Origin of the sequence: Cohnella herbarum (assembly GCF_012849095.1) — a bacterium.
Classification (GTDB): domain Bacteria; phylum Bacillota; class Bacilli; order Paenibacillales; family Paenibacillaceae; genus Cohnella; species Cohnella herbarum.
In genome coordinates this window covers 6,196,448-6,222,489 of record NZ_CP051680.1, presented here as the reverse complement: position 1 = coordinate 6,222,489, position 26,042 = coordinate 6,196,448, and the positions used below count along the sequence as shown (strand labels likewise).

The window sequence follows — 26,042 nt, the reverse complement described above, 5'->3', positions numbered from 1 at the left end:
AGGCTATTCCGATTGAGTGAATCCGAGCCTGCGAGGCTGTACGTCGGTCATCCAGTCGCGGCTGCGTCCTTTGGCATAGTCCGATTTCATCTCGGCAATCAGTTGCCTGAGGTTAACCTCGTTGTCGTAATGCAGTTGCAAAGCGGCGGAAACATACAATTCGCTCAATTGGGCGAGCGTAAAGCCTTCCGTTCCATGCGCGGCCTGAGCAACCGACTCCTCGTCCACGAGGCGATTCATTCCTTTGTGAATGAGATAGGAATGGCGAATCTCTTCGTTCGGCAGCTTCACCTCATAAGCCCGGTCGAATCTGCCAGCCCGGTTCATGAGCGCAGGGTCTATTTTCTCCGGATAGTTCGTCGTGCCAATGAGGTAAATGCCCTCCTTCGACGTTGCCCCATCCAGCGTATTCAGAAAATAAGATCGGCAAGAGGCGGGCATGGAATCGATATCCTCGATCACTAGCACCATAGGCGCCCTCTGATTAGCGGCTGCGAAAACCTCTTGAATCGACTCGCTGTTCGTAAACTCAGTGATCTGCCAGTAGGCGACGGGCGCTCCGACCGAACCCGAGATGGATTTGACCAACGTCGTCTTGCCGTTACCCGGCTTTCCGTACAGCAAAATCCCTCTTTTGTAAGGAATGCCGTACGTCTGGAAAAAGGACCGGTCCTTGGAGAAAAACTCGTCGATGGAACGGTAGATTTGCGTCTTGAGTTCCTTATCCATGAATACCTCGTCACGTGCGACAGGGCTAGATGCCAACTCCCGGGCTTGCTCCAGCCCGTCCCGGGTATCCGTGAAGACGATGATCTTCCGATCGGCCAGCTGCCGCGAACGCATATCTCCCAAGAACCGAACCAGACCGTTATCCGATTCGCTGAAAATAAGATCCTAATAGCCAAGGCCATGCTGCACGACTCTCGGAACTCTGGCCATGGCGACGCGATGCTTCGGATAGATGAACAGATTATTACGAACGGCCGGACAGACAGTATAGCTCTCGCTGTTTTGTCCCAGATCGGCCGTGTAGGCGAACGCCCTCGTTTCGACCAAGTCGTAGATGCTCGCCGCATGCTCGACTCCCTCATACTCATGATGGACGTCTTCCTCCAGCCCGTTCCATATCTCGTTACCGTCGTCTTGTTCGTAGAGACGAAACTCGTTGCCGAAACGCTCTTTCAAATAATCAACGATAGTTTGGACCGTTTCAATGTAGTTGAAATAGCTGCGCGGATCGGGCGAATGCCCTTCCGCATTGTCGGCCCGTACGAAGAACTTCGGGTCCTTGATTTTGAATGCGATTGTCATATTTGCGTTACACCCCTTTAACGGCCGCCAAGGGACGACATTTGGCCACAACGGTAGCCAGCCGCGCCTCGACGACGCTTTCTATAATTTGATCTACGTCTTTGTAAGCTTGGGGAGATTCGTCAATGAGGGACTCGAGTCCTCGGTGGTTAACGACGATCTCGTCCTCCTGCCCGATGCGCAAGGAGGAAGCGAACTCATCCACGGTGACGAGTTGTTTCGTCGCATTACGCGAACGGATTCGTCCTGCGCCATGGCAGATGGAATGGTAGTTTCGCGCGCCTTCCGATGAACCTACCATCAAGTAGGAAGACGTGCCCATCGAACCAGGAATCAGCGCCGGGTGTCCGGTTTCCGCATAAGGCTGTGGGTTCCCGGCATGTCCGGCCGGCAATGCCCGAGTCGTTCCTTTGCGGTGCACGAGGAACGACTCTTCCCCGTGATTTTCCTCGCATGCGTAGTTATGCATCAGGTCGTACAGCGTCCGCGTCTCCGCTTGGGAGCCGAACGTTTCCTTGAAAGCATCCCGCACGGCGAATGCCATCAAGTGCCTGTTTGCTACAGCGAAGTTAAGAGCCGAATACATCAGATTCGAGTAAGTCTGACCGGCTTCGCTGTCGAGCGGCGCATAGACGAGCTTCGGATCGCTTGTGCCAAGCCCCAGCTTGCTCATCGTTTTTGCAACTTCAGAGCCGCAATGTTGGTTTACCGCACCGCCCCACGAGCGGGATCCCGAGTGAACCATCACCGCGACTTGGCCATCTTGCAGCCCCCATCGTTCCGCGATATGGCGGTTGTCTTCATTCACGCTGATCGCCTGAATTTCTATGAAGTGATTGCCATTTCCCAACGTGCCCAGCTGTCGGTGAGCCCGATGCCATACCGGCATCGGGATTCGATCCAGCACGCTCTCGTCATATCGGAATCGGCTGCACTCGACGTGGGTCAAGGAAGTCGCTTTCCGCGGAGTATACGAATCCGGAACGTATTTTCCTGGCAGACCGTGCAGCCCTTTACGAAGTACATCCTCCAGACGGATATCGGAGAAATAACCCCTAGCGTGGTTTTCCACCGGAATTCGTTTCTCGATGGCTTTAACTAGCTTGCGCCGCAGCTTCACCTCTTGAAGCTCATCCACATGCAAGTTCGTCAGATGCAGCCTCATCCCGCAGCCGATATCGCTTCCGACGATGGACGGGGACACGAAACCATCCTCCGCTCCCCATACCGCCGTCGTACCGATACAAGTTCCTACTCCGACATGGGCATCGGGCGTATAACTCATATACCGGATATTCGGAATTTGCAGATTGTTGTTCGCCATCTCGAGCACCTTGGCCCCCATGGCATGATACAGATCATCGTGGGCGAATACGTGTAAGTCTCCCGCTGGGAGATCGATTCGCCGGTAATATGGGTTGTTTGAATTCATATCAGGGTTCATTTCCTCTCTAATCGTACAAATCGTTTTTTTACAGAAAATCAGAACGCAAAAAAGACCGCAAGCCCAATCGCTTACGGTCTTCGCACAATGTGAAATAACTGGTGTCCCCCTTCTCCACCGCGATGGATGAGGGGCGCTATCCTAGTCTTTACGTTGCTTGGGCCCGTAGAGGCCGATGGACAATCAACAGACGATTCAGTTGCGACAGTGCGGCATTACGACGATTGTTAAGTCTGATCATGTCCAACGGCCTCCTTCCTGTTTAAGATAATGTTTAGATTAAGGGGTAAGGGAATGATTGTCAATATGAAAATAGAAAATATTTATTAGGGGCATTAAGGAAAGTTATGAGTTTCTGTGGCAGAGCGAGGAATTGACCCGAAAGAAATGTCTACTTCGCTTTCTTTTTCTGCCTTATTTTATCTAATTCACAGCTCCCAGTTGTAGGCAATCGAAGCGGAAAGAGCAGGCCTCAATCCCAGCCTTTGTCAGTTGAATATGAAACTCGCTAGTCGTGAAAATAAGCACATAAGTAAAAAGCGTTCGTTTAATAGAAGGAGATCACGATATTGATTGCAAAATCGATGGTTTTGGAGCTATGCAATTAAAATCCGAATTCGTTAAAAAATATAAGTTAGGTTCATTTTCCCTTTCGTTCTCTAAACCTAGGTCTGAAGCTATATTGCCAATCGCTACCAAAGTGATCATAATCTTAATAGGTTTATATCATTAGTGGGTTAATGAGGAGCGAGAGAATCGATGAAGAGGAAATGGACAGTATTAATGATGAGCGCTGCGCTGTTTGTTAGCACAAGCGTGGGAGTGTATGCCGGAACGAATTTACAGGAAATCAAAGCTTACTTGAATGGCAATATCAAAATCAAGGTTGACGGCAAGCCGGCACCATTAGTGGATGACAAGGGCAAGCCCGTCCTTCCGATTGTTTATAACTCGACAACTTATTTGCCTGTCCGCGCGGTTTCCGATGTATTGGGCGTTGCTGTCGACTGGGACGCAGCGAGTTCTACTGTATTGCTGGGAGAAAAAGTGGACGGCGTTTCCATCGATACCGGTGATGATATCAGTATTCATATTACGAAAGACCCAGATTTGACGAAATATAATGGCAAGGATTACAAAACGGTCATTACTTACATGGGCAACGACAGCATCGTACTGTATCCTAAGAAGAAATACCAGAAGTTATATTTACAAACCGCCGCGCTTGGAAAGGATGTCGAGCTAATCATCAGAGACAGCGATACATTCCGTTCGCTTAAGACGGCTACCGTCGCCGTGGCCGACGGCTTAAAGACGATCGAAGTGGATATCGGCGGACTCGATACGATCTCAGTAATGGTCGAATCGCAAACCGATGGCGGATACTTCATCCCGCTGACGACTTCCTATTTCAAATAAGCGTAGTTAGGGAAGATACAACTCCAAGCCACTTACGGGCTTGGAGTTTATTTATGTGCACCGAATGCGCAACTGTTATAAAGGAAGATCCGACAATGGTCTCGTCCCTCTCCGGTGTTTGCTTTCCATTGATTCGTTGTGAGGTCTATTGTCCTCGGCTTTGTATTCATTTGCTTGCAAGTGAGTAAATCCGTATTTCGTTTTTACTTTCATCCGTCGCAGCGTCTTTCCCACTCCCGCTTTGCCCACTTCCAATAGGAATCCACCTCTTTTGCAGTTCTGACTCTTTGCCTATCAATCCAAAGAACAGGCGTTCCACTTGAACTATCGATTGATAACACTGCAACGCTTGCTAATGTATGAGATATAAGTTTTATCTAATCCCTTACCCCAACTTTTTAGATTACTAACCTTATTTATTACATGATCGTTGAAGTGCACTCAGACGCTCCATAAAAGGAACATCTGCTGGAGCCCCATGAGCCTTGGAGCTGGCGTTAATATAGAAAAATCCAAAAACTTGGAGTTGAATATTAATTGAATCAGTAATTAGAAATAGTTGGGTAGAAAGGTTCAATAGAGGCAGTTTTTCTAAGCTAGTAACAGACCCGAAAGAAATGTCTATTTTACTTTCTTTTTCTGTTTTCTATATCTCATCTCTAGAAGTATTAATACCGTCGTCTAGACGATGGTAAAACCAAATACTAATATAACAATGAAATACAATCTATCTGCGTTTCTCACGATGAGGTCAATGAACATTGCTGATCACCTCTAATTTCATCAAACCGCTAATTCGTAGATTTCAAACTAGAAGCTTGCTCGGAATATTATGAGATACAACGGGGATAATATTTATTGAATATTAATCGAGATTTTCCGTGACCATTGGATATTTCACTAGTTACATCATAATTAAAAATGAACAAATAGTAAATATAAAAACAACAAACAGTTTATTATAACTTCCTCTTAATTTATCTAGTGTAGTGAATGAGGAGGGTTGTCATGAATTACGCTTCGCTTGGACAGAGAATTCGTAATGAAAGAAAGAAGTTGGCAATGACTCAAGAGAAAATTGCCGAAATGATCGGGGTTTCCGATGCATATATTGGGCAGATTGAGCGGGGAGAAAGAAGTCTAACTTTAGATACTCTTATAGATTTGGCAAACAAACTCGGAGTTACAGTTGACTACCTACTTCAAGACTCTCTTACTCCTAATGACGATAATTATTTTGACCATATCAGACAACTTCTCACGAACCGTTCGGCAAAAGAAAAGCAGATGGCCTTGAATGTCATTAAAGTGATGTTTGCACACGTTGATGACATGAAAGCAGAAGATGACCAGTAACGAACGAATACAAGCATCCGAGAAGGATGCTTTTTCTGCATGATCAATTACTTTGTCTAAAAGTAAAAGCGGAAGTCAACCGGTCGCCCGTTGTCCCCCGCTTCTTTCGTTGCTAGTCCCACTCCCCGTAACGCCGTCATATTACAGGTTCTTACTCCGACATGGACGTCAAGCTAAGTCGGCATCAGCGACATTCTTGCAGTGACTACCTCCCGATTAGTATTCTTCTCCCCAATATTCACAATACCTTCCGCGATTAAATCTCCCGAAGGCTTTGTAATCGAAACACGATACTGGCCATCCTCGGTGAAAGAATACTCAAAACTGAATTTCCCCCATTTAGGCTCCACCGGCACATCTTGAACAGCTATTTCGTATTCAACCCCCACATCCACTTTCACAATTGAGATCTTAATGCTATCCACCGCGAATTCAGCATTGGCATACAGAATTACCCTGACGTTTCCTTGAGAAAAGGTTTCCCCAGGTTCAATAGGGTTTATATCGGAATCTATGTCTTTAGCGAAAATAACTTTGGAACTTTTAGGATAAAAAAGACCATTTGTACTGGAACCTATTAAGCTTTCAAGAAGTGACATAACAAATACGATCGCAACAGTAGATCCGATTCCGCAAATAACAAGCCCCCAGCCGGAGGTCCCACCCTTTTTACTTATTAAGAATAGTCTTGTTTCTTTCTCTTTCTGCAGAATAATCTCTTCTATCGTTTTCTTTGCTTTGCGATAATAAATTTTGTCTCCAAAGGCACCCATCAATACCCAAACTAAGAGGTTTAGTATTAAGATAGAGCCCAATGCGTCAGTCAATAACTCCATTAAATAGATCAGCAACATTATTCCAAAATATATAGCCGTTTCAACATACATTTTCCTATAGGCCAACCACAATGGACCAAAAAGAAAGAACGCCCAATTCCAACTCGAAGGCTTCTTCCATTTTTTTAAGTATACTTCTTTTTTTGAAAAGGCTAATAATAACTCATCCGAGATCCCTGACTCTTCATCTGATTGAACTTCTATTTCCTCGTCCACCTGGTTCATGATCTTATGTCCACAGTTGGAGCAATATGATCCGTTGTCATTCAGTTGTTGCCCACAGTTGGCACAGAGATTCGGGTCCACCCCTTCACATCCTTCAAACTTGGTATTTGTACTCCTCAAACAATTGGCTCTGATACTTGGAGGTCCATCTTCTTCCTGATACTTCAGCCATCAAAACAAACCTTATTGTGGCAATACTATTTCCGCTAGATCGTGAATGGTAGCATCCCAGCTCTTGTAGGTATTTGGCCCGATTACATTGTTTGGGCTGTTTCCAACACCCAGTAACTTCTCGTCTTTCGTTACGAATAACGATTGTTCAAAACCGCCAACTGCCATCCTAACCGGAGATAGTTTCTCGTTGAAAACAGGAACACGCCCATTAGTTTCAGAATCGTCCATTCCGAGTTCTCCGAACAAATTGTTTCCCCAACTGTATAAGTTTCCTTCGCTCGTCAAAGCGAAATATTGATACATCCCCGCATTAATAGAGGAAATTACAGGCAACCCAGGCACAAGATGAACGCCAGGATAATTAAAGTCATTCCAAGAATAGACTTTTCCTTCCTCTGATAAAGCGAGCGCTTGTTGCCCATTAGCAATGGATTGAATTTGTTTTAATTCCTTAATCTGTTCCAACTCGGGGTAATCGGGAGAAGTTTGCCACACTGTACCATCCCTTAACAAAACAATCGTACTGTAGCTTCCACTGGATAATTGCTTCACGTTCTCCCACTTCGTTTGGAAGGGGGTAGGGTATAGAATTTGGTAAGTTCTACCCAGACCTAATTTCCCAGCAGAGTTTGATCCCCACGCTACGACCGTTCCATCCTCCCGTACAGCAAATACTGACATTCCGCCAATCTCTATTGATTGAACATTAGCGACACCTTCGACCTGTTGGGGAGTATCCTCACGCTGTTTTCCGTCAATGGTTCCGTTTCCCAAAGCACCGCCCATGTTCTTTCCCCACGCCCACACCGTTCCATCTGTCTTCAAGGCGATTCCAAACCCAGTTCCGACCTGGGCATCCTTCACTTCCTTGAGTAGAAGTGTTGGCTTCTCATACAACTCGCCCCATGCCCACAAAGTGCCATCTTGCCTAACAGCCACAGCATTTCCGCCATTTATGCTCAAGCTTTTGTACAGCACAGAAGTAAGTCTGTCTTTTAAGGGTGCGGGATCTAACTTCTTTTTTTCATCACCCAAATAGAGAGTTCGACTTTTACCGTCCCATTTGACGTTTACGCCCAAGATCTCTGCAAGGAAGCTTGTGGGAATCATTATCGTACTATCAGTTATTTCAGGAGCGCTTCTAACAAAGAAAAACATGCCGTTCATACTACCTGTATGTTCACCGATTTTCATGAGGTAATTTCGGTTAGCTGCGGTTAAGCGAATACTGTAGTTCTTTTTATCCCATTTCAGTGCTAATCCAAAATGATCTGTTATAAGCTTTATAGGTGCCATGACTTCACTAGTCTCGATCTTAATATAAGACTTGTAAGATGGAGTAACCGCTTGTCCTCGAATGACTAAGTTTACACCGTAATCGACTTTCTGCTTGAGCTTTGTGCCACCCTCCACCGTAGAGATGATGTTGGAAAAAGAATTTGAGCTCGCGATGGAAATAGGTGAACAAAAGATTGAAATCAAAAGAAACAGACTTAAAAAAAGTGTAAGCTTGTGTAGCTTCGTATTTCGCGAAATTGAGTGCATGGTTATCTCCCCGTCATGATCGACTTAGTCCGTTTTGGACAACACAGACTGATTTACAAAATCGAATTTGCCATCTATCCTGTTTTTATTGATGTTTCCACTGTTATATATGACTTCTGTATAAGAATTCGCAACCTCGAAGTCTATAATATCATCCTTAAGTTTTATTGTTTTCAAAGGCTTGTTGGTCTCTTTAACTTTAACGGTTTTATCGTCAAAGATCGAAATACTGCTATCTGCGGGAAATACGTCAGATATCACCCGTTTACCTTGGTCCCTAATCATGATGTAAGTTTGCTTCTCAGTAACCTTAAAACTTAGTAACGGCTCACTTGATCGTTGAGATGATGAGTTCTCTAGGTTGGAGGATGGAACTGAGCTTTCCTTGTTTCGCTCCACAAATTCATTAACTGAAGTTTCCGCAACACTATAATAGTTTATTAGATTTGACCTATTTAAGTAAATTGCCCCAATTAATGTGAAGATGATTGCTATGATTGTTAATCGCTTTGCGTTGTGTTTCCAGTTCAGTCGTCGTTCCTCGCTATAAGCTTTATTCCTACGTTTTTCAAGTGCACTTTCTAACAGCTCAATATGGTTCACGACTTCTACGATCCACTCATCGTCCTTATGTACTTCGTCACCTAATTGATATCCCTTATTTTCGTAAGCCTGCTTCACAAGGTTTAATTTTCGCTTGCTTCCCTTAAAAGTAAAATACCTCATGTCGCTAACTTGTCCGTTCTGCCGAATCCAATCCCAATGGTTTAATGGCTTCACATTCTTAATTAACTCTATCAACCGTTTAATAACATCCAGTTGAATATTATTCCCGTCATTAACAATCTTCTTAGCTGCTTTCATGCTACTTGTTACGGCGTTCGGATTATTGCTCTGTCCGATTTTCGCTTTATATAGCATATATACTCTTGAAATTTGTCCCCCTTGAAGATCAAGATCGTTGTCTGTCAACCATTGCTTCAATAACTCTTCAGTTCTATCCAATTGTTTAACAGGATCATTCGAAATCTTCTTTAGAGAGCCCGTTGTCCACATCTCTTGATGAGTGTCGTAAGTGCCCTCCCAATTCTTAGTCTCCACAATAAAGATTCCCCATGGCGAAATAACGAGATGATCGATCTGAATAAAATTGTTAGGAGTCACTTCAATTACAACATCGTTGATTAAATAATGGTTTCGGGGCAAAAACAACCATAGTCCAAGCGCCGCTCGGAACTCTCCCCTATTCCCTTTACGGATATTCTGTCTTATCTTCTCTTTTTCCAGTGGACTTAAGTGTTCACGAGAAAGCGACATTACTTTATGGAATTGTTTTTTAATCTTCCCATTTTGGAATATAATCTTCGCGAACAAAACAAGCACCCTCTACTCCGCATGTTGTATAGTGCATTCAAGCATTCCCCTTAAAGCTGCAAAATCTGATCCAGCATCGCCCTAATCTTTTGTTCTTCCCCGCTTCCATTTGTCGGAAGCCTAAGTAACTGTAGCCCACAGCTTTGAAATATTCGATTCTTCATGGCATCTCGTTCGAGTTGGAGAGGATTGTTGGCATGAAACGCAAAACCGTCCACTTCGATTGCAAGTAATGGGGACTTGTCCAACTTGTGATAGATAACGAAATCAACGGAAGCTCCGTTATGAATATACCGTCTCTCTTCTTCTTTCAACGAATTCATATTGGCGAAAATGTTTTTGATCAATAGCTGATATCTGCATTCCAGATCAGGGTAGGACTTCGGAAGAATATCCGACAACAACGTCCAGATAAGATTCTCCGATTGGAACTTCGAAATCACCTTGGTTCGCTGGCCGAACTCTCTTAGCTTCTCAGAATAATCCTTGTAGAGTAAGTCAAACACGGAAACAATTTCACTCTTCACGAGATTGTCATCTACCGTGCTGTATTCCATATAACGTATTAGATCACCGATTTCATTTCTGTATTTTCGAAATGCTGAATGATCCGTTACCAAGATTAATTGACGTTGAGCCCTAGAGACCGCCACATTAATCAATTTGGGATCACTGACGAACTTTAAGCCTTCTTTACCGGGACGAGTGTTATCGAGAACCGTCGATAGGATCATCACGGGTTTCTCTCGGCCTTGATATTTATGAACGGTATCGCTCTCAATATCCTCTAACAGTTCATTAGCTCTTTCCAGTTGTGCCCGATACGGTGTCGTAAATCCGATATCGGAATAGCTTTCGATCTCTTCCTCAAGAGCAGCAAGTACTTCTTGTTGAGCGACATCCAGTTCGCGTTGATTAAACTTTCCTTTGGTTCCGTGTTTAAGCTCACGCATGTGGTTGCCGAGTTCCGTGGAGTAGATCACAAGCGGTCGGCTCCCCTCCTCCCCTTGCGTGAAGGCGATGAGTTGTCCGTCATAATACTTTTGATTGCAGAAATCGATAATTTTCGGATGACAGCGATAATGCTCCCTAAGCATCACTTGGGGCACAGCTTGATCATATAAGGCTAGGACGGATGACAATAGATTATGAGCAAAGTAATCGTAAGCCCCACCCTCTACGTGCCGTGCCGCAATTTCCTGTTTATTTAGAATAGACTTGTCTGTGATTTGGGGAAGCTGCTTTGTATCTCCAACGATAATTACATTTTTGCAACAAGAAAGCGCAAGAGCCCCCGTTAACAGATCTACTTGAGAAGATTCATCGACAATGACGTAATCAAATAGGAAATCATCCGGAACGCACGTCCGCAAGGAATGTGTAGTACTAAGGGTGATGGGAAAATGCTCAATAAACTTACTAAACTGCTTCTTATATGTAGTGGAATGCAATTTAAGAGGTTCGCGGTTGTGGTATTTACTGTGCAGCTTATGACGAAACAATTCAGTTGAATATTGTTGGTGCTGCTCTAATAAGGTTGAATACGAGCTTTGCTCGATCTCACTTTCAAGTATTTCAATCTCCTTAAGCAGTTCATTTACCTTCAACTCGTAATATTTTCGCTGATAACTTAGTAACACATCGGTCTCTTGTTCCTTCATTCGCTTAAAGCCGATAAAACCATGATTGAAGACAAGCTTAAGTTTATGGAAGAAACCATTCGACGTTTCATTTTCAAAAGCAACGTAATGATCAATTAGGAACGAGATGATTTTGTCGGGACTCTGCCGGTAAAACGATAATCTGCCAATTTGATTGATGTCTTGTTGCGCGTAAAAGGATTCAAAATGTTCTTGTTCTAACCGCAACGCTGCTAAATCTTGACGGAGTTGGGCTCTCTGACGATCGATCTCCATCAAATCGATAAAGGCGACTGTTAATCACTTGGATTTGATTAAGCAATGTTTTCTCATCCGTATCGCTTTTCCAAGAAGAAACGTTCGGAACAGGAAGATCGGCGAAAAATAGATTTTTATTTTCTGCACTACCTAGAGCCGCTACTAAAAAGTCATACTCCTCAGCCCTCAGCTTATCCCTAACATTCTGTACCGCGGCATTATTGCTGGACACAACGGCGACTGTCTTATTCTGCATGACAACTAGATTGGCCAATATATTCAATATTGTCTGGGTTTTCCCGGTTCCGGGTGGGCCCTGAATAACCGAAATTTGGTTGTGTAACGCGATCTCAAGCGCCTGCTTCTGGCTTAGATTAAATCTGAAAGGATAAATAGTTCCAGCATTCTTAATGGAGTGCTCTTTTATCGTTTGTCTGTTAAGGTAATGGGCAAGCACGCTGTTCGGATTTATAAAAGCGATCTTATTGAATTGACTATGCAGGAAAGGCTCCTTGCCTTTGTCCTCTCCTGCAATGTGCGTATATCTAGATATCGCGGTAAAGTGTTTAAGAATATTTTTGGAGTCATTAGATGCTAGTGCATCTCTAACAACGAAAATTGAATTTTTGTCATACACATAACTATTGCCTTTGTGATCCACTATGCGTATTTTCGGACCAAAATCAAAAATGCGGCTTACTTGATAAAGAGGAAAATCATTATGATAAACTCTTTCGTTCTTGTTGATGTCCGTAATCGTTGGTTCTTGGTAAATCACAATGTCCGTTGAAGAATATCGATATTCTTGTTCCTGATTCGAGGTATAGACGATATATACATATTGATCGCGCATGTCGTAAGATAGGATATCTTTTGTTTTTTCTTCTGACTTCACAAGTATCAAATACTTTTCCGGATTCATAAGAAATACCCTTCCATATTGGAAATGTTGTAAGAATTCGACATCAACTCTTAGCATTCGCCATATGGAAGGGAATCCCTTCTTACGTATTGGATTTACTTTTCTGTACCAATATAATCTTGTATTAGCTGCTTACTTCATTCTTATTTCCAGTGTTCAAATGCCATGGACAATCTTAAATAATAGATAAACTTTTTCAATAACTTATCAACATTTCCAACTAAGGATACAACTAAATAAAGCTATGGGTTGATTTTCTATACAGTTTCGATGCTCTATATTATTCCTATCCTATAAAAAACTATACTCTTTTGCTGCCGATTGCTCTTGTTCTGACTTATCTTTTGAATCGTTAGGTAACAATACAATCTCTAGATCCAATCCAAGGACTAATTTGTAAAAAGTATCGAGTTTAGGAATTGCCTCGCCTGTTTCAATACGAGCTAAATTGGCTTGGGTAATTCCAATACGTTCGGCTAATTGGCCTTGTGTTATTTTCAATTGTTTTCTTCTCATAATTAGACTACCTATTATTTTTGCAAACACATCATTTTTCACTTGTTCCTCTTGAGTAATGAATTCGTTACGAACGTCCGTCCAGTGCACGAACCCACTTCTTTTATCCACCGGTAATTTATCACCTCTCCGTTTATCGTCCATAATTTATATACCTCCTACACCATGAGATTCTATCCTCCGTTGAGGAGTGAAGGGAATTCTCCCTTCACTCTTCCTACTCGTGGCGCTTTAACCATTCGTCTCTTCTTGTTCTAGCAATGTGTTTTTCCGATTCGGGAGTTTTCTGTCCCTTCTTTCTAAACACATTAGTAGCGATCCAGTTGTCACCCTCTACAAAGAAAAGAATACGATAATTCCCAGGGCGTACTTCCCAGATCTTACCTTCAATATGACCCACATACGGCTCACCTATACGTATTCCCTGCTCTTCAATAAGCCGTATGTATCTGTCAATTTTACTCCTTTCTTTTGACGTTAAAGTGGCGACAAATGACGAGACGGGGTCTTTGCCACGAGCATCAAGGAAGTTAGAAAACTTCATAATGATGCCCCTTTACATATTTATTCTTAAGTAGTCGCAATGATGCTGTTCACGTTAATATTATATTGTGTACGATATTAAAAAGTCAAATAGTTTGAGTTGATTCTATTAAGATAAGTTTCTCAAATAAGAATTAATGAGATATAAGTTTTATATCTAATCCCTTGCCCCAACTTTTCAGATTACTAACCTTATTAATTACATGATAGTTGAAGTACGAAACAGTATCTTTATTCTCGGTGAAAGTAAAGTAATCTCCACATTGATCACAATTAATTTCTATTGCATGTATTGTTTTAGAAAGATCATGAAAACAATGCCGAAATTTATACTTTTTGAGACAATTGGGACAAAACCACGTATCATTACAAGCCATATGCGCCAGCTTTATGAATTCCAGAATCATCTCCTTTTGATCTTCTGGCTCGTATTTGGGTAAGTTTTTAATTTCTTTAACGAAGTACTGAAAAATTTTAAAAAACTCCCCGCTTCCATAAGAGTTTCTTAGCATTTTCGACATGTTGTTAATAATCTCAACTTCTTCATTATCCACTACAGAAATATTCGACATATATAGCCCTCCAATATCATGATGATATTGGAGTTACCCTATGTTCACAGGTTTAAAACACAAGAGGTGATTAAGTTAGAATCAGTCAAATTAGTTCAGCTCTGCACTCAGACGCTCCACAAAAGGAACATCAGCTGGAGCCCACTTGAGCCTTGGAGATAGTGACAGATCCGAAAGGAATGTCTACTTCACTTTCTTTTTCTGTTTTCTATATCTCATCTCTAGAAGTATTAATACCGTCGTCCAGACTATCGCAAAGAAAAGGATGAGGATAAAAATAGTAACAAAATTATCTCCGTATCTTATGATGAGATCAATGAACACAGCAGATCACCTCTAATGTGATAAATTTATTCTTATCAAAAAAGAATCACTCTTAACTCTTTTCATCAGCTCCAATCCTTATTAAGTCATAACATCCACTTAATAAATTGATCTTATAAGATGTATTATAATACATTTTGCATCTCATAGTTGGGTTATCTATTCAAACTTATTTGTCTACACTTCTTATTAGGAGTGTGGAGAATATGGATGATTCCGTTTTTCAATTGATCGGAGCACGAGTACGTAACATTCGAAAGTCAAAAGGACTCACTCAAGAGCAACTTGCCGAGTTGGCGAGTACCTCTCATTCATATATCGGCGATCTTGAACGAGGAGCGAGAAACGTCACTCTTCAAAGCCTTCAAAAAGTTTCCGATGCTCTTGGCGTCAATTTTTTCGAGTTGTTCAGCTACGGGGAATTTACCGAGTTAGAAAAGAAAAACTCGACAATCTGGAAGATCGTCGAGTTACTTGTGGATAAAGAGGAAGTTGAGGTTGAGAAGGCGTTAAGTGTTTTGAATGCGATGTATAAATAAACTTCGAGAGAGTTATTCCACTGACTTTCCATACCGTAAACTTAAAGCTTATTAAATTCCCCCCGTTTAACCTCTCCATTTTCTATTCCTCAACTTATTCCGATCCACAATCACATATTTTTACTAAAATATGAAGAATTTACAAGTTATTTGAAAAAAACAAGGATGAACGAATGTCTGAAGATATAAAAATTTGCTCAAAATTATAAAGAAGCGAGTGGGGACTTGCAATGAATGATCTAACTTCAATTTTAACATTTTTACAGTTACCGTCTGGTATTATCGGTGTCTTAGCCCTTTGCATCTATCTATATAAGTTAAATCCAGTAACACTAGTAACATCCAGTTCTATAGAAAAAGTTTTATTCACCAAAGAAAAACGAGTATCCATTAATGTGTTATCTTACTTTGGACAAGTAATATTTTCAGCTTGTATAATAGCACTCATTTCTTTGGCATTCTATTATTCTAAGGTTCAATATTTTAGAATAGGAACAAGTATATCCGCCATTCTTCTTTGTCTTGGCTTTGTATTTTTCTTAGTAAATAATCTACGAGAGAAACACTTCAAACAGGTCTTTGAAAATGCATCAATTAAAACGAGATATACAGTCATTTCATTATGCCTGATCTATATAGGAGTAATGTATTTACTCATGTCTTATTATCTGGGTTCAAATATGCTTTATTCAGTTAAGTACACTGAAGAAATACAAATTATAGCCTTTACAACTTTCTTTTCGTTATTCTTTTCAATATGCATTCTCTTACCTGTGACTAGAATAATAATTAAGTTCTTGGACAGAAACTATCGTAAAATACCCAACATTTTCATAACTGATACTAACAATAAGAAATGGTACATTTATCACCCTATAGATAAAGACAAGTTACTCCTAGGCAGCTCAGCTATCCTCGATGAATCAGAGGAGTACATAATTAGAGATAGAAATGAGATTATTACAACTTATATATTGATTAAAGAAATTGATAATTGAGCTAGATATTTTTTGAGCATATTATTCATTGTGTTAAATAATATCGTGCAGGTCCCCTGAATACTTCCCGAATATGCCATTCAATAAAATCTACTTTAGGCTGGTAGAACGAATCGGTAAGCGTATCTTCTTTCCATGGAACCTCATCAGCCAATCTTCAAATCCGAGCGTACCGTGTGCCTCTTCAGTAACGATCATTTCCCGATCACTGGTAATTGTAATTACTCTGCGGTCAAACAACATATGATGCATTGCGCATAACGCGATTCCGTTTTCCTCACTATCAGGACCTCCCGCTTGAAGCCATTGAATATGTGCGGTGTCAACTGATGACAAATCATCATACTAACATCTCAACAAACTTAATATCCGCCGGTGCGAAAATGTAATTGTTGAGCTCGTCCCGCTCTACCCATGCGTATTCGTCGTGATCGACAAGCCTCATTTCGCCGCTTACGAATGTTGCCCAATATGCGATGAGTCGGATCTGTACAGTTCCATAATCATGCTCATTCACCCCAAATCGCTCTCCCGGTTGAATGAGCATGTTCATCTCTTCCTGTAGCTCTCGAACCAAGCAGTCTTGAGCGGTTTCTCCAGCCTCGATCTTCCCGCCAGGAAACTCCCACAGACCAGCTTGAGACTTCCCCACCTTCCGCTTTGCAATAAGAATCTGCCCTTGTGCGTTCTCAATAATAGCAGCAGCCACTTCGATCATCTGCTTCACTTCACTTTCCTACACTATAACTTTATTCGCTGCTGGCACCATCGCCGGAGGCATATCGATCTTTAGCCGCCATACGAAACTCATTGGTTTATTTCCCTCGTGTTTCACGTACTCCGCCTCACCCAGAAAAACAAACGGAGAAGTATAATTGTGCTCCTCCTTGTACTCCCGAACGAACAAGGCAATTCGTGTTCCCATTTGCTTATGATGAATGTAACGTTGTGCCGTCTTGGAGTCCTCGGACGTCCGGCTTTGAGTTTGCCAATGGAACAGCCGCTCGTTAATCGCATAATCCTCGTATAGAGTGGAAGGCGAGAAATCCTTGTCCGACTTATTGAGCGTAATGAAGAAGATATCCGTCGTCTTCTCCTCGAAATACTTTACGCCCTCCCTGAAGCTTGGAGCCTTCTCCTCGTTCCAATAACCGAATGCAGCCAAGATCTGATCCATGGAATAGCTGCAATGAATGTCCAACGGGCAAGCATAAGGGAACTCGTTCGGCTTGTCCACAAAATCGAGATGCGACAGCTTGAACTTCAGTACCTCGATGACCTCTTCGCGAAATGCGGGATAGGCAAGCGTTTCTTGAATCGCTTGATCCACGCCGATGAACCCATTCTTTGTTGGTTCAGAACGGTAGAACGTATAGTAGAACATGTTCAGCATGAGCTGATCTTCTTCTGACCGCGGTGTCATGCCCTCTTCCAGATAAGCCAACAAAAATTTCAGCAGCTTTCGAGAATTTAGGTTAAGCAAGGCGGGCACCCTCTTGGCGACGAATTCCGAATTACTCCAAGTGTATCCCTCACAGGTTTCCGCGACCCCGGCTTCTTCCTTAAGCCCATTAAACGTGCGATTCCCAGTTCTGCCCCCATATAGCTCGTACAAGCTAAGCCCATGATATCGTACAAAATTCTCGATGGAGAGCTCTAATCCGGTATCGCCCTCAAAATATTTCATCTTGTGAATCAAGCTTCTACGATTCAGTATCGCTTGTTTAAGGTTTCGAAGGATGTACGCCTTGGCCTGTTTCTCCAACTGAATGAAGCTTCCCCTCGGGAGACTGGAGAACCCGTTCTCGACGTAATGCTGTACTGAATGCTTCGTATGTCCGATCAGTGCGCGAAACTTATCCTGGAAATTGTAATCTTGATGGGCTTGTCCGATAAAATCAAGCACGGTCAGGCATTCCTTCCCTTCAGCCAACCTTAAGCCTCGACCCAATTGTTGGAGGAATACTGTCAGACTCTCTGTAGGACGTAGGAACAGAATGGTATTGACCGCAGGGATATCTACTCCTTCGTTATAGAGGTCCACGACGAAGATCATCTTGATCTCTCCGCCCGAAAGTCGGGCTTTCGCTTGCCGTCGTTCCTCGTCACTCGATTGACCATGTAGCGCGATGGCAGGCAATCCAGCCTCTTCAAACACTTTAGCCATATAGATCGCATGATCGACACCGACGCAGAATCCAAGCCCTTTCACCTGATCCATGTCAGTGACGTATTTCTTCATGCTATTAAGGATCTGCATCGCCCGAATCTTATTGTTCGTATACAAGTTCTCAAGCTCAGCAAGATCGTAACCGCGTCGCGACCATTTTACCTGAGTCAGATCGACTTGATCAGTCACGCCAAAATATTGAAATGGACTCAACAGCTTCCGATCGATCGCATCCGTTAGGCGGATCTCGGCGGCAATCGTATCCCCGAAATATCCAAGAATGTCTTTACCGTCCATCCGTTCCGGCGTCGCGGTTAGTCCGAGCAGAATTTGCGGTTTGTAGTAAGATAGCAGCTTCTGATAAGAAGGTGCCGCAGCGTGGTGAAATTCATCCACGACGATGTAATCGTAGAAGTCAAGCGTCGTGCGTTCCGTTAACAGCATGGAATTAAAACTTTGAATACTGATAAAGAGATGATCCAGAGCTTGCGCTTGATTGCTGCCCACGTGCAGCTCGCCGAAGTTAAAATCCTTAATGATATAGCGGAAAGTATCTCGGCTCTGTCTCAGAATTTCTTCCCGGTGGGCGACAAACAGCAATCTGGCTTGCGGTCGTTTCTCGGCGAATCTCTTGTAATCGAAAGCCGATACAACGGTCTTACCTACACCTGTTGCTGCAACGACGAGGTTGTAAGTACGTCCATATAACGTTCTCTGAGCATCGAGCTTCTCTAGTATCTCTTTCTGGTAATCGTAGGGGGTAATCTCGAACGGAAAATAAAGCGAGCCTTGCTCACCCGATTTATTGGGGCGGAGGGCTTGCTGCAGCAATTGTTCGTGCTCCGTATCGGACGGTATAAAGCTGCGGAATTCCCTATCGTTCCAATAGCTTTCGAAAGTCGCCTCGATTTTCTTGAGGACGTCGTAAGAATCTTTCTCTGTGACTTTTAGATTCCATTCGAGTCCACTTGTGAGCGCAGGATTAGACAGGTTGGAGGAGCCAACATATGCGGTTGTAAATCCGGTGTCACGCTTGAAAACGTAAGCTTTAGCGTGCAGCCGTGTCCGTTCCGTATCGTAGGAAATTTTTATTTCGGTGTTAGGGAGCTTGCTCAACTCTACAATCGCTTTATAATCCGTCGCTTCCATGTACGTCGTAGTAATGACTCTAAGCTGGCCTCCGTTTGAAGTGAAAGCTTCCAGCTGCTCCATAAGAATACGAAGACCACTCCACTTGATGAACGACACGAGAAAGTCGATTCGATCGGAAGTCACTATCTCATGTTTCAGTTCGTGCAACATGTTCGGCTCGGAGTGAGAGCCAGTAAACAAGGAACTCTGGGATAACGGAGTCGCTGGACGGATGACTTTCTCATCCTTGAACGAACGGATATGATTAATCTTGGAGTAGATATATGTAAGTACTTCACCCTGCTCATCCAATTTCAACAGCTCGCACTCTTCCTGTCCAAGACTGTTCTTCAGCGTCGCGATCATCTCGTTGCAGGTCTGCACCTGGGCAAGAATAAGTTCCTCGTCATTACTCGTCTGCTCCCGCACCATCTTCAAGGCTCTACGAGTCACCAGAGCGATATAGCTGGAAAGCAGCTTGCGCGCTTCTTCAACGTCAAGCTTTTCTTTGCCGATCTCGAATGCGGATGTATCTAAGGCAGTTAGTTGCTTCGCCGTTAGTTGGTTAATGACTTGCTCGTAGAGGCCTTGTTTCATTGGTATATTTCCCTTCCATCTTCTCTCGCTAATTACGACGTTTGATTTATCCTTCGTTAACTTTATATCTAGCAGGTCCTCTGAATACTTCTCGAATATGCCATTCAATGAAGGTATCTTTGGGCTGATAAACCGGGCGTATCGGAGAGCGAATCCTTTTCCTGTGGAATCTCATGAGCCACTCCTCGAACCCTTCAGTCCCATGTGCCTCTTCTGCAACAAGCATTTGTCTGTCACCTGTTATAGTGAATACCCCTCGGTCAAACAACTTATGATGTAACGAGCAAAGTGCAACTCCGTTTTCCTCTGTATCTGGTCCGCCAGCCTGATGCCATTGAATATGTGCGGCTTCAACTGCTATTAGATTATGGCCTAATCTTACATTGAATCCGCATATGGCACAGCTAAATTCGTAGGCACGCAATATTTTGTTGCGAAAGTCAGGGTCTCGTCTACGTTTTGTTTCCATTAATAACTGAAGACCCACTTCTTCCACTAAGTCCTGATGTATCGTCTCTGGAAAATGATCGTTTAGCAACTGATCCGCAATTTCCTGAATGAGTCTACCGTTCCCCTTAAGCAGATTCAGAACGTCTTCAGAAAAGCCACCCTTAACATGATCAGCTACTAATTGTTTATCGGAAATCTGACTCTTGTTTACCTGAACATCCAGCTCCCAAATGCCATCCGTCGTCAATCGTACGAATGGCTCCTCCGGATGATAAGACTTCCTCGAAGGACCGAATTCAAATAGAAGCTTTCTTAGTTTCATTCGAACTTCTTCGTAAGGCAGATGTGATACATTCTGCTGAAGCTGACCCAGCGCATACAAAAGAAGCAAAGGTTTATGCGGCGCCCTTTGCCCATTCTTTTTCCATATCGATAAGTTCGAGATTTTATTTTTCAGTTCTTCAGCGTTCATTTGTTATACCTCTAAAATATCGACATTTGATGTTACTAGTTTAAGTTCGTCATAAAGCAGGTAAAAACCTCCATTTCCTTTTGACGACTAAGTTCAAGACATTTTATACGCAGGCCGTGTCTTTATACGCAAAAAGCCAACCTTTTGTGGCTGGCCTTGATGATCGTGGAGGCGAGGGAAATCGAACCCCTGTCCGAAGACAACGCCACATGTGCTCTTCTACGGGGGTAGTGACAGTTTTGATGTTACCCAAGAGACTCCCCGTCACCGGATTCCCTCATACGATCCTTTTTGGCGAACACCCTAAATCTGCTGATGACGAGATTGTAATCCTAATTAAACTCTTTATAAGAAAAGTTGAATTCCTCCATGTAGCTTTCTAAAATCACTTCTTCTTCAATACCCGTATTTACTCCCATATTAATACGAACTCTTTCCATTCTTACATAAGCAATCATTAGTTTGATAAAATTATCGGAGTTATCCATGATATATTCATCAAGCTCTGAAAGCTCCCTTCTTTTTGATTGGTTTCTTTGAATTTCCTTATCTTTTAGTAATTCAATGCATCTATCTATTTTCCCATAATACGTTGTATAGATATCCAATGGAAAATCATAATATTTAGTTTGAGTTAGTTGGTCTGACAAATACGCATAAAACTTCTTTGCTTCCTCATAATCTTGTAAGATGTCACTGATTCGCCCCTTAGTCAATTTTCCTTCTCCAACTTCACTGAATCTATCAAAATTACGATTATGGATAAATTCTATCTGATGTATATAGTATTCCAATATAATTAAATCATTAATACTCTTCAGTATCTCTCGTTTAACAACAACATCTGTGTTGAAAGAATTTTTCTGTAAATCAACAACAGATTTCAGAAATGTTGTTAATTCTGAGTATTCATCAAAAGGAATTAAACAAATGTTGTATGTATTTTTATAGTATTGAGATTGAATGTTGTTGAATGACCCTTGTTTAACAAGTGCGTAGTGAGGAGATGTACTTCCCAGAAAAACATTATTCAAATTCTTAAGGAACATAAGAATATCTGGATCAGTAAGACTACACCCTAAAAACACAAAAGAATATCTATGAAAATAACTTTTTGTAACTAAGGCAAGATCTTCTCGAGACATTAATCTCACATAATCTTTCTCAGAGAGGATCAAACTTTCAGGTTCAGATATAGTTCCATGTATCTTCAATACTTTCTTGCGGTTACCTGGCTTATGAATTTGCTGTAACATTGTAGGACTTAGAAAACAAATTAAAGGGTTATCCATAGAACCCTCTAGAAGCTTATCGTAGTTTGTCGTTACAATAAGAGGAGTATTAATTTGAGCGATATATTTATGATTATCATTAGACCTTAAATTAGAACCATCAAAAATAGATACAAGATACTCCCTATATTGTCCCTGTAGTTTATCCGCAAGGTATTCTGCTACTTCCAATAAAAGTTCTTTTTCAACACATTCAGTTAATTCAATTGATTCTTTGTAATCAACCCTCCCCAAATCAATTCCATGTTGAATCATATTAGATAGTAGCTTCCCCCAACCAGGAAGATTTGATGGACTCGACATGCTTATTCCAGCCCCTATAAACAAGCCGCAATTACCATCTTTTAGCATATCAACCATGGCAGTCGGTAAATTGATCCCCATTGCATTTTCCACTCCATATTAGTTTGTATTATCTGTCCCGAGTCCACTCCTTAAATCTTGCACCCTTTTCAATTTTGCAGGTAAGTTATATACATAGTCTAGAATTATCTGAGTAAATTCTATTATCGAGGTTACAATCCCATCATCAAACACAATATCATCAGCATGAGCAGCAGCATTGCCGAGTTGCTTCAAGATGTATGCCATTTCATCAACAATGGGTGGTAGAACCTTAGTATCAGCTAAATGTTTTAACTTTCTATACAGATCATTTTGAGTGGCCCCTTTATCCTTGCACATTTTCTCTAGGGCTCTTCGCACCGATAAAGCACATATTGCTCCATCAATATGCCGCACCTTAATGGCGGCTTGGAAAGCTTCAAAGACCCCGTCTGGCATATCAGAATTCTTGTTGGTGACCTGCGGATAAACTACCTGAGAATTAATAATTGGTCTGCCATCAGGATGCGTTTCTTCGGAAAACCAATTCTCTCGTTGCACCGTGATTTCCCCACACACTTTGCAAGAGTACATATACCAGTTCCTTACGAAGTCAGCGCTATTATGAATGTATCCATAGCTATCTGCGATTTCTTCTGAATCAACATGCTTGTGATGTTTTATTAAATCCATAAATGTCCTGTTCCCGCAATGATAGCATAATAATACCGCACCTTGTTCTGATGACATATACGCAACTCCCTCGTCAAATGAGCATGACATGGAACAAAGACTACCTCTAGTCAGGTAAATATTTACTATACTTCTCCTTCAGATACCTCATACCTTCTTCGTTATCTTTAACAGATAGCTCTAGCTTGTCCTGAAGGTATCTGTGCTTACCTTTAGCATCTTGAATAACTTGCTTCCACTCTTTCACCCAAACTTCCATATTATTTCCGCGATATAGCAATCCAGGGTCTCTATCTGACTGAGTAACCTTTTTTGCAGCAAACTTATCCATTCTGATTCCAAGCAAAACAATTTTCCACTTAGTCTTATCCTTGTCAAAATACTCATTCTCTTCTATTGCTACTGCGTACTTCTCAATCTGATTTAGTTCATCTTGACCTATCACACAAGAGGGTCTTTTAAGTTCAATAACCAAATTCTCAAAGTGGTCGCCGCCACCAGTTACGCACTGTCGATATAAACCAATATCAGGAATATCATTTAAATCTTTGATCCTTGCATAATCTACCTCTTCTGCTTGATCACTTCTACCGAGTAGTTGGAGGTGCTTCTTAAGAGCATTCTTCAAGGAAATATCATCATAAGCATATGAATACTGCTCACCGAAAAGCCATAGCTCTCCTAACAGAATTTTATGCAATTGACTTCTTTCTTTTAACCGCTTGTGATATTCATCAGTAAATAGTATTTGTTCAAGCCCGTTGATAAACGATATGCGGTCTGATATTAATTTGGTTGTGTTGATAATAGACACCAAACTCGTCTTCTCGAGAATGGCTGCAAATTCTTCCCGTTGATCCACTGGTAGATTTAATACTTCATTTAGTATCTTGCTAAGACTAGTAGGATTTGCTTGCAAGGCTTCCTTAAGAATTCGGTATGTAAACTGTTTAGAACCCTTATTCATCTTACCGAAATCAGGCAGATATTGATTAATCTTGACTGCACAAATATCGAATACCTGCCTTTCTGCAATTTCAATAATTGAGTGGGCCTCTCCAATGTATGGATATACTCTTTCTTCTTTAAGTTTTTTCACCTCCTTGGATGCTTCATTTGCTAATCGGTCTCGATAAATCGTTTTTAGAATTTCATATGCTTCATCCCTAAGAACATTATACTCAGGAGTCATTTCTCGAACTTCTATTTGATTGTCGTTTACCAAACTCTCCACAATGTCACTTTGAAGATAAGCAGTATGGGGAAATCCTCCCGTAGTCTTAACTCCTGATGCCTCTTCCTCATAAGCAATCCCTTCATTGTTGCACAAATATAAATTCTTAGTTGCACCAGTACTCCATTCAATTACTTTCAAGTTACCGCTAATAACTTTAGTTTGGTATGTGGTGCTTATACTATAGTCTTGCTGTGATACAATAACTTTGCTAGGATCTAAAAAGATTCCATCAATATTAATGATAATTCCACTATATGCAAGTAAATAAGGCGCAAAGATCAATGTCAATTCCTGAGCTAGTCTGGTACTATCGGCAATCTCATTAACCTTCTCATCATATAACTCTGAAACACTGACTCTGACACCTGTTCCATCCCTAATTACTTTATCTGGATTAGACAATTGGAAGTAGTTCATTTTCCCCAATCGACCTATGATATTAAACTCATATAATTCATCGTTATCCTTAAAGATACTTACCCACTCTATGTTTTTGCCTAAGGCAAACCCATTGTAACGACCTTGTCCTAACTTTCCATGATATCTTCTACCTCTAGGACTATTCTTATTTTTTATCTTATGAGAGCCGCCTAATTTTCCAAAACGATCTTGAATAAGACCATAGTGTATTCCTTCTCCATTGTCTGTAATAACTATATGCTCAATTCCTCCAAGTCGGTTTCTCTCAAATTGCACACTAATCTCTGTAGCATCTGCATCAAGAGCATTCCAAAGCAATTCCGCCAAAGCCCTAATAGATTTTGCTTTAGAAAATTTATTGAGATGTTCATTGGAAAGTTTTACCTCAATTTGTCCCAATGTCATGTTAAACCACCCTTTTTGTAGTTATACGAGTGACTACTCTCGAGTTTTCCTTTAAGTAAGATCGATCAGTGAACTTTGAACCCTTTTCGCCACCTATTCAACTTATCTTGCAAGATCAAACCATTAATCAGCTTAATATTTAGTCGATCTGCCGCTTCCTTAGCCGCTTTTGTAAAGTTGCTAGTGGTCACTATCCAAGCATCATAACAGCCATGGACCTGTTTACCCGCTTTTAACCGCAGCACGATGTCATTGCCGACATCTTTCTTCCAGCATTTGCATTGAACAGCGATCTTGTAGCCCTCTTTACCCTTAATAATTAGATCAACCTCATGGTCTCCCGCGCCGCCGATCCGTTCAACTGAATAGCCTTGACCCCTATAGTACATCTCCATGAGCCTTTCAAAATCGGCACCAGATAACGTATCTACATTTGCTTGAATTAGTTGTTGATCATTAAGCTTGGTTACACTGGGAGATTTAGCAGGACTTCCTGTGGATATTGCTACTTTCTTTTTTACACGCTTTTGAGAAGAACGCCGTTTCGTTGCCCACATTGCACCAAGGAATTCCGCTATGATTACCGCTCCTATCAATATTCCAAAGAAGAAGCCCCAATGTAGTCCTGGAATGTTGAAAAATAGCGCCAATCCTCCAATAATGAATAAGCCCCTCAAGATGTACGCTACTTCTTTGCCCTCCGAAGCATATGTCTTCGCCATGTGACCTCCCTTATATACTGTAACGTCTTAGTATTTGTCTATACGCTAAAACGTAGATGTTGAAGTTCCCATAGATACCTTATTCATGCATCATTTCCACCATTCGTTACATTTCGACTTTACACGACCTTTT

22 protein-coding genes and 2 pseudogenes are annotated in these 26,042 nt (G+C 41.8%); 5 read left to right on the top strand and 19 right to left on the bottom strand.

Annotation, left to right across the window (positions count from 1 at the left end):
- Positions 1-3: 3 nt before the first annotated feature.
- The 3 genes from HH215_RS36560 to HH215_RS26485 are packed head-to-tail and all read right to left on the bottom strand — an operon-like array spanning position 4 to position 2,743.
- Entirely contained in the window at positions 4-843 is an 840-nt protein-coding gene (locus HH215_RS36560) for an AAA family ATPase (RefSeq protein ID WP_254450234.1), read from the bottom strand.
- Between the two features lie 51 nt (positions 844-894).
- Positions 895-1,311 (bottom strand): hypothetical protein, encoded by a 417-nt coding sequence (locus HH215_RS36555; RefSeq protein WP_254450233.1) that lies wholly within the window; start codon positions 1,309-1,311, stop codon positions 895-897.
- 7 nt (positions 1,312-1,318) lie between these two features.
- On the bottom strand, positions 1,319-2,743 hold the full coding sequence (locus HH215_RS26485; RefSeq protein ID WP_169282611.1) for an RtcB family protein: 1,425 nt from the start codon (positions 2,741-2,743) through the stop codon (positions 1,319-1,321).
- Between the two features lie 517 nt (positions 2,744-3,260).
- Here HH215_RS26485 and HH215_RS36550 point away from each other — a divergent pair.
- The 3 genes and pseudogenes from HH215_RS36550 to HH215_RS26470 all read left to right on the top strand — a co-directional run.
- Positions 3,261-3,383 (top strand): annotated as a pseudogene (locus HH215_RS36550) (PhnA domain-containing protein); the annotation flags it as partial.
- A 131-nt stretch (positions 3,384-3,514) separates the two neighbouring features.
- The gene (locus HH215_RS26475) at positions 3,515-4,174 is read left to right on the top strand and encodes a stalk domain-containing protein (protein ID WP_169282610.1); all 660 of its coding nucleotides are present in this window, start codon (positions 3,515-3,517) and stop codon (positions 4,172-4,174) included.
- A 1,008-nt stretch (positions 4,175-5,182) separates the two neighbouring features.
- Complete coding sequence (locus HH215_RS26470) at positions 5,183-5,530, top strand: helix-turn-helix domain-containing protein (RefSeq protein WP_169282609.1); 348 nt, start codon at positions 5,183-5,185, stop codon at positions 5,528-5,530.
- 173 nt (positions 5,531-5,703) lie between these two features.
- On the opposite strand, the gene HH215_RS26465 is transcribed toward HH215_RS26470, so the two are convergent.
- The 8 genes from HH215_RS26465 to HH215_RS26430 form a co-directional block, all read right to left on the bottom strand.
- A complete protein-coding gene (locus HH215_RS26465; protein WP_169282608.1) occupies positions 5,704-6,591 on the bottom strand; it encodes a DUF2628 domain-containing protein in 888 nt (295 codons plus the stop codon).
- Positions 6,592-6,774: 183 nt separating this feature from the next.
- Positions 6,775-8,310, bottom strand: coding sequence for a stalk domain-containing protein (locus HH215_RS26460; protein WP_169282607.1), 1,536 nt, complete (start codon positions 8,308-8,310; stop codon positions 6,775-6,777).
- A 24-nt stretch (positions 8,311-8,334) separates the two neighbouring features.
- Complete coding sequence (locus HH215_RS26455; RefSeq protein WP_169282606.1) at positions 8,335-9,684, bottom strand: nuclease-related domain-containing protein; 1,350 nt, start codon at positions 9,682-9,684, stop codon at positions 8,335-8,337.
- 50 nt (positions 9,685-9,734) lie between these two features.
- On the bottom strand, positions 9,735-11,600 hold the full coding sequence (locus HH215_RS26450) for an AAA domain-containing protein (RefSeq protein ID WP_254450609.1): 1,866 nt from the start codon (positions 11,598-11,600) through the stop codon (positions 9,735-9,737).
- Complete coding sequence (locus HH215_RS26445) at positions 11,527-12,504, bottom strand: AAA domain-containing protein (protein ID WP_169282604.1); 978 nt, start codon at positions 12,502-12,504, stop codon at positions 11,527-11,529. Before HH215_RS26445 ends, HH215_RS26450 begins: the two co-directional genes overlap by 74 nt.
- Before the next feature lie 291 nt (positions 12,505-12,795).
- Positions 12,796-13,164, bottom strand: coding sequence for a helix-turn-helix transcriptional regulator (locus HH215_RS26440; RefSeq protein ID WP_169282603.1), 369 nt, complete (start codon positions 13,162-13,164; stop codon positions 12,796-12,798).
- A 73-nt stretch (positions 13,165-13,237) separates the two neighbouring features.
- Positions 13,238-13,564: a type II toxin-antitoxin system RelE/ParE family toxin gene (locus tag HH215_RS26435; RefSeq protein ID WP_169282602.1), complete on the bottom strand. Its 327-nt coding sequence runs from the start codon at positions 13,562-13,564 to the stop codon at positions 13,238-13,240.
- A 133-nt stretch (positions 13,565-13,697) separates the two neighbouring features.
- Complete coding sequence (locus tag HH215_RS26430; RefSeq protein ID WP_169282601.1) at positions 13,698-14,135, bottom strand: hypothetical protein; 438 nt, start codon at positions 14,133-14,135, stop codon at positions 13,698-13,700.
- 530 nt (positions 14,136-14,665) lie between these two features.
- On the opposite strand from HH215_RS26430, the gene HH215_RS26425 reads away from it, so the two are divergent.
- Both HH215_RS26425 and HH215_RS26420 read left to right on the top strand, forming a co-directional pair.
- Positions 14,666-14,998: a helix-turn-helix domain-containing protein gene (locus tag HH215_RS26425; protein ID WP_169282600.1), complete on the top strand. Its 333-nt coding sequence runs from the start codon at positions 14,666-14,668 to the stop codon at positions 14,996-14,998.
- Between the two features lie 230 nt (positions 14,999-15,228).
- A complete protein-coding gene (locus tag HH215_RS26420) occupies positions 15,229-15,996 on the top strand; it encodes a hypothetical protein (RefSeq protein ID WP_169282599.1) in 768 nt (255 codons plus the stop codon).
- Positions 15,997-16,021: 25 nt separating this feature from the next.
- Here HH215_RS26420 and HH215_RS26415 read toward each other — a convergent pair.
- The 8 genes and pseudogenes from HH215_RS26415 to HH215_RS26380 form a co-directional block, all read right to left on the bottom strand.
- Positions 16,022-16,323: pseudogene (locus tag HH215_RS26415) on the bottom strand (HNH endonuclease); the annotation flags it as partial.
- Between the two features lie 13 nt (positions 16,324-16,336).
- Complete coding sequence (gene mutT / locus HH215_RS26410) at positions 16,337-16,714, bottom strand: 8-oxo-dGTP diphosphatase MutT (protein WP_169284595.1); 378 nt, start codon at positions 16,712-16,714, stop codon at positions 16,337-16,339.
- Between the two features lie 18 nt (positions 16,715-16,732).
- Positions 16,733-19,894, bottom strand: a complete 3,162-nt coding sequence (locus HH215_RS26405; protein WP_169282598.1) for a DEAD/DEAH box helicase — start codon at positions 19,892-19,894, stop codon at positions 16,733-16,735.
- Positions 19,895-19,940: 46 nt separating this feature from the next.
- Positions 19,941-20,816, bottom strand: coding sequence for a phosphorothioated DNA-binding restriction endonuclease (locus HH215_RS26400; RefSeq protein ID WP_169282597.1), 876 nt, complete (start codon positions 20,814-20,816; stop codon positions 19,941-19,943).
- 332 nt (positions 20,817-21,148) lie between these two features.
- On the bottom strand, positions 21,149-22,492 hold the full coding sequence (locus tag HH215_RS26395) for an SIR2 family protein (RefSeq protein ID WP_169282596.1): 1,344 nt from the start codon (positions 22,490-22,492) through the stop codon (positions 21,149-21,151).
- Between the two features lie 18 nt (positions 22,493-22,510).
- Positions 22,511-23,182: a DUF4145 domain-containing protein gene (locus HH215_RS26390; protein ID WP_169282595.1), complete on the bottom strand. Its 672-nt coding sequence runs from the start codon at positions 23,180-23,182 to the stop codon at positions 22,511-22,513.
- A gap of 49 nt (positions 23,183-23,231) precedes the next feature.
- Positions 23,232-25,187, bottom strand: a complete 1,956-nt coding sequence (locus HH215_RS26385; RefSeq protein ID WP_169282594.1) for an ATP-binding protein — start codon at positions 25,185-25,187, stop codon at positions 23,232-23,234.
- A 65-nt stretch (positions 25,188-25,252) separates the two neighbouring features.
- Positions 25,253-25,909, bottom strand: a complete 657-nt coding sequence (locus HH215_RS26380) for a restriction endonuclease (protein ID WP_169282593.1) — start codon at positions 25,907-25,909, stop codon at positions 25,253-25,255.
- Between the last annotated feature and the right edge of the window lie 133 nt (positions 25,910-26,042).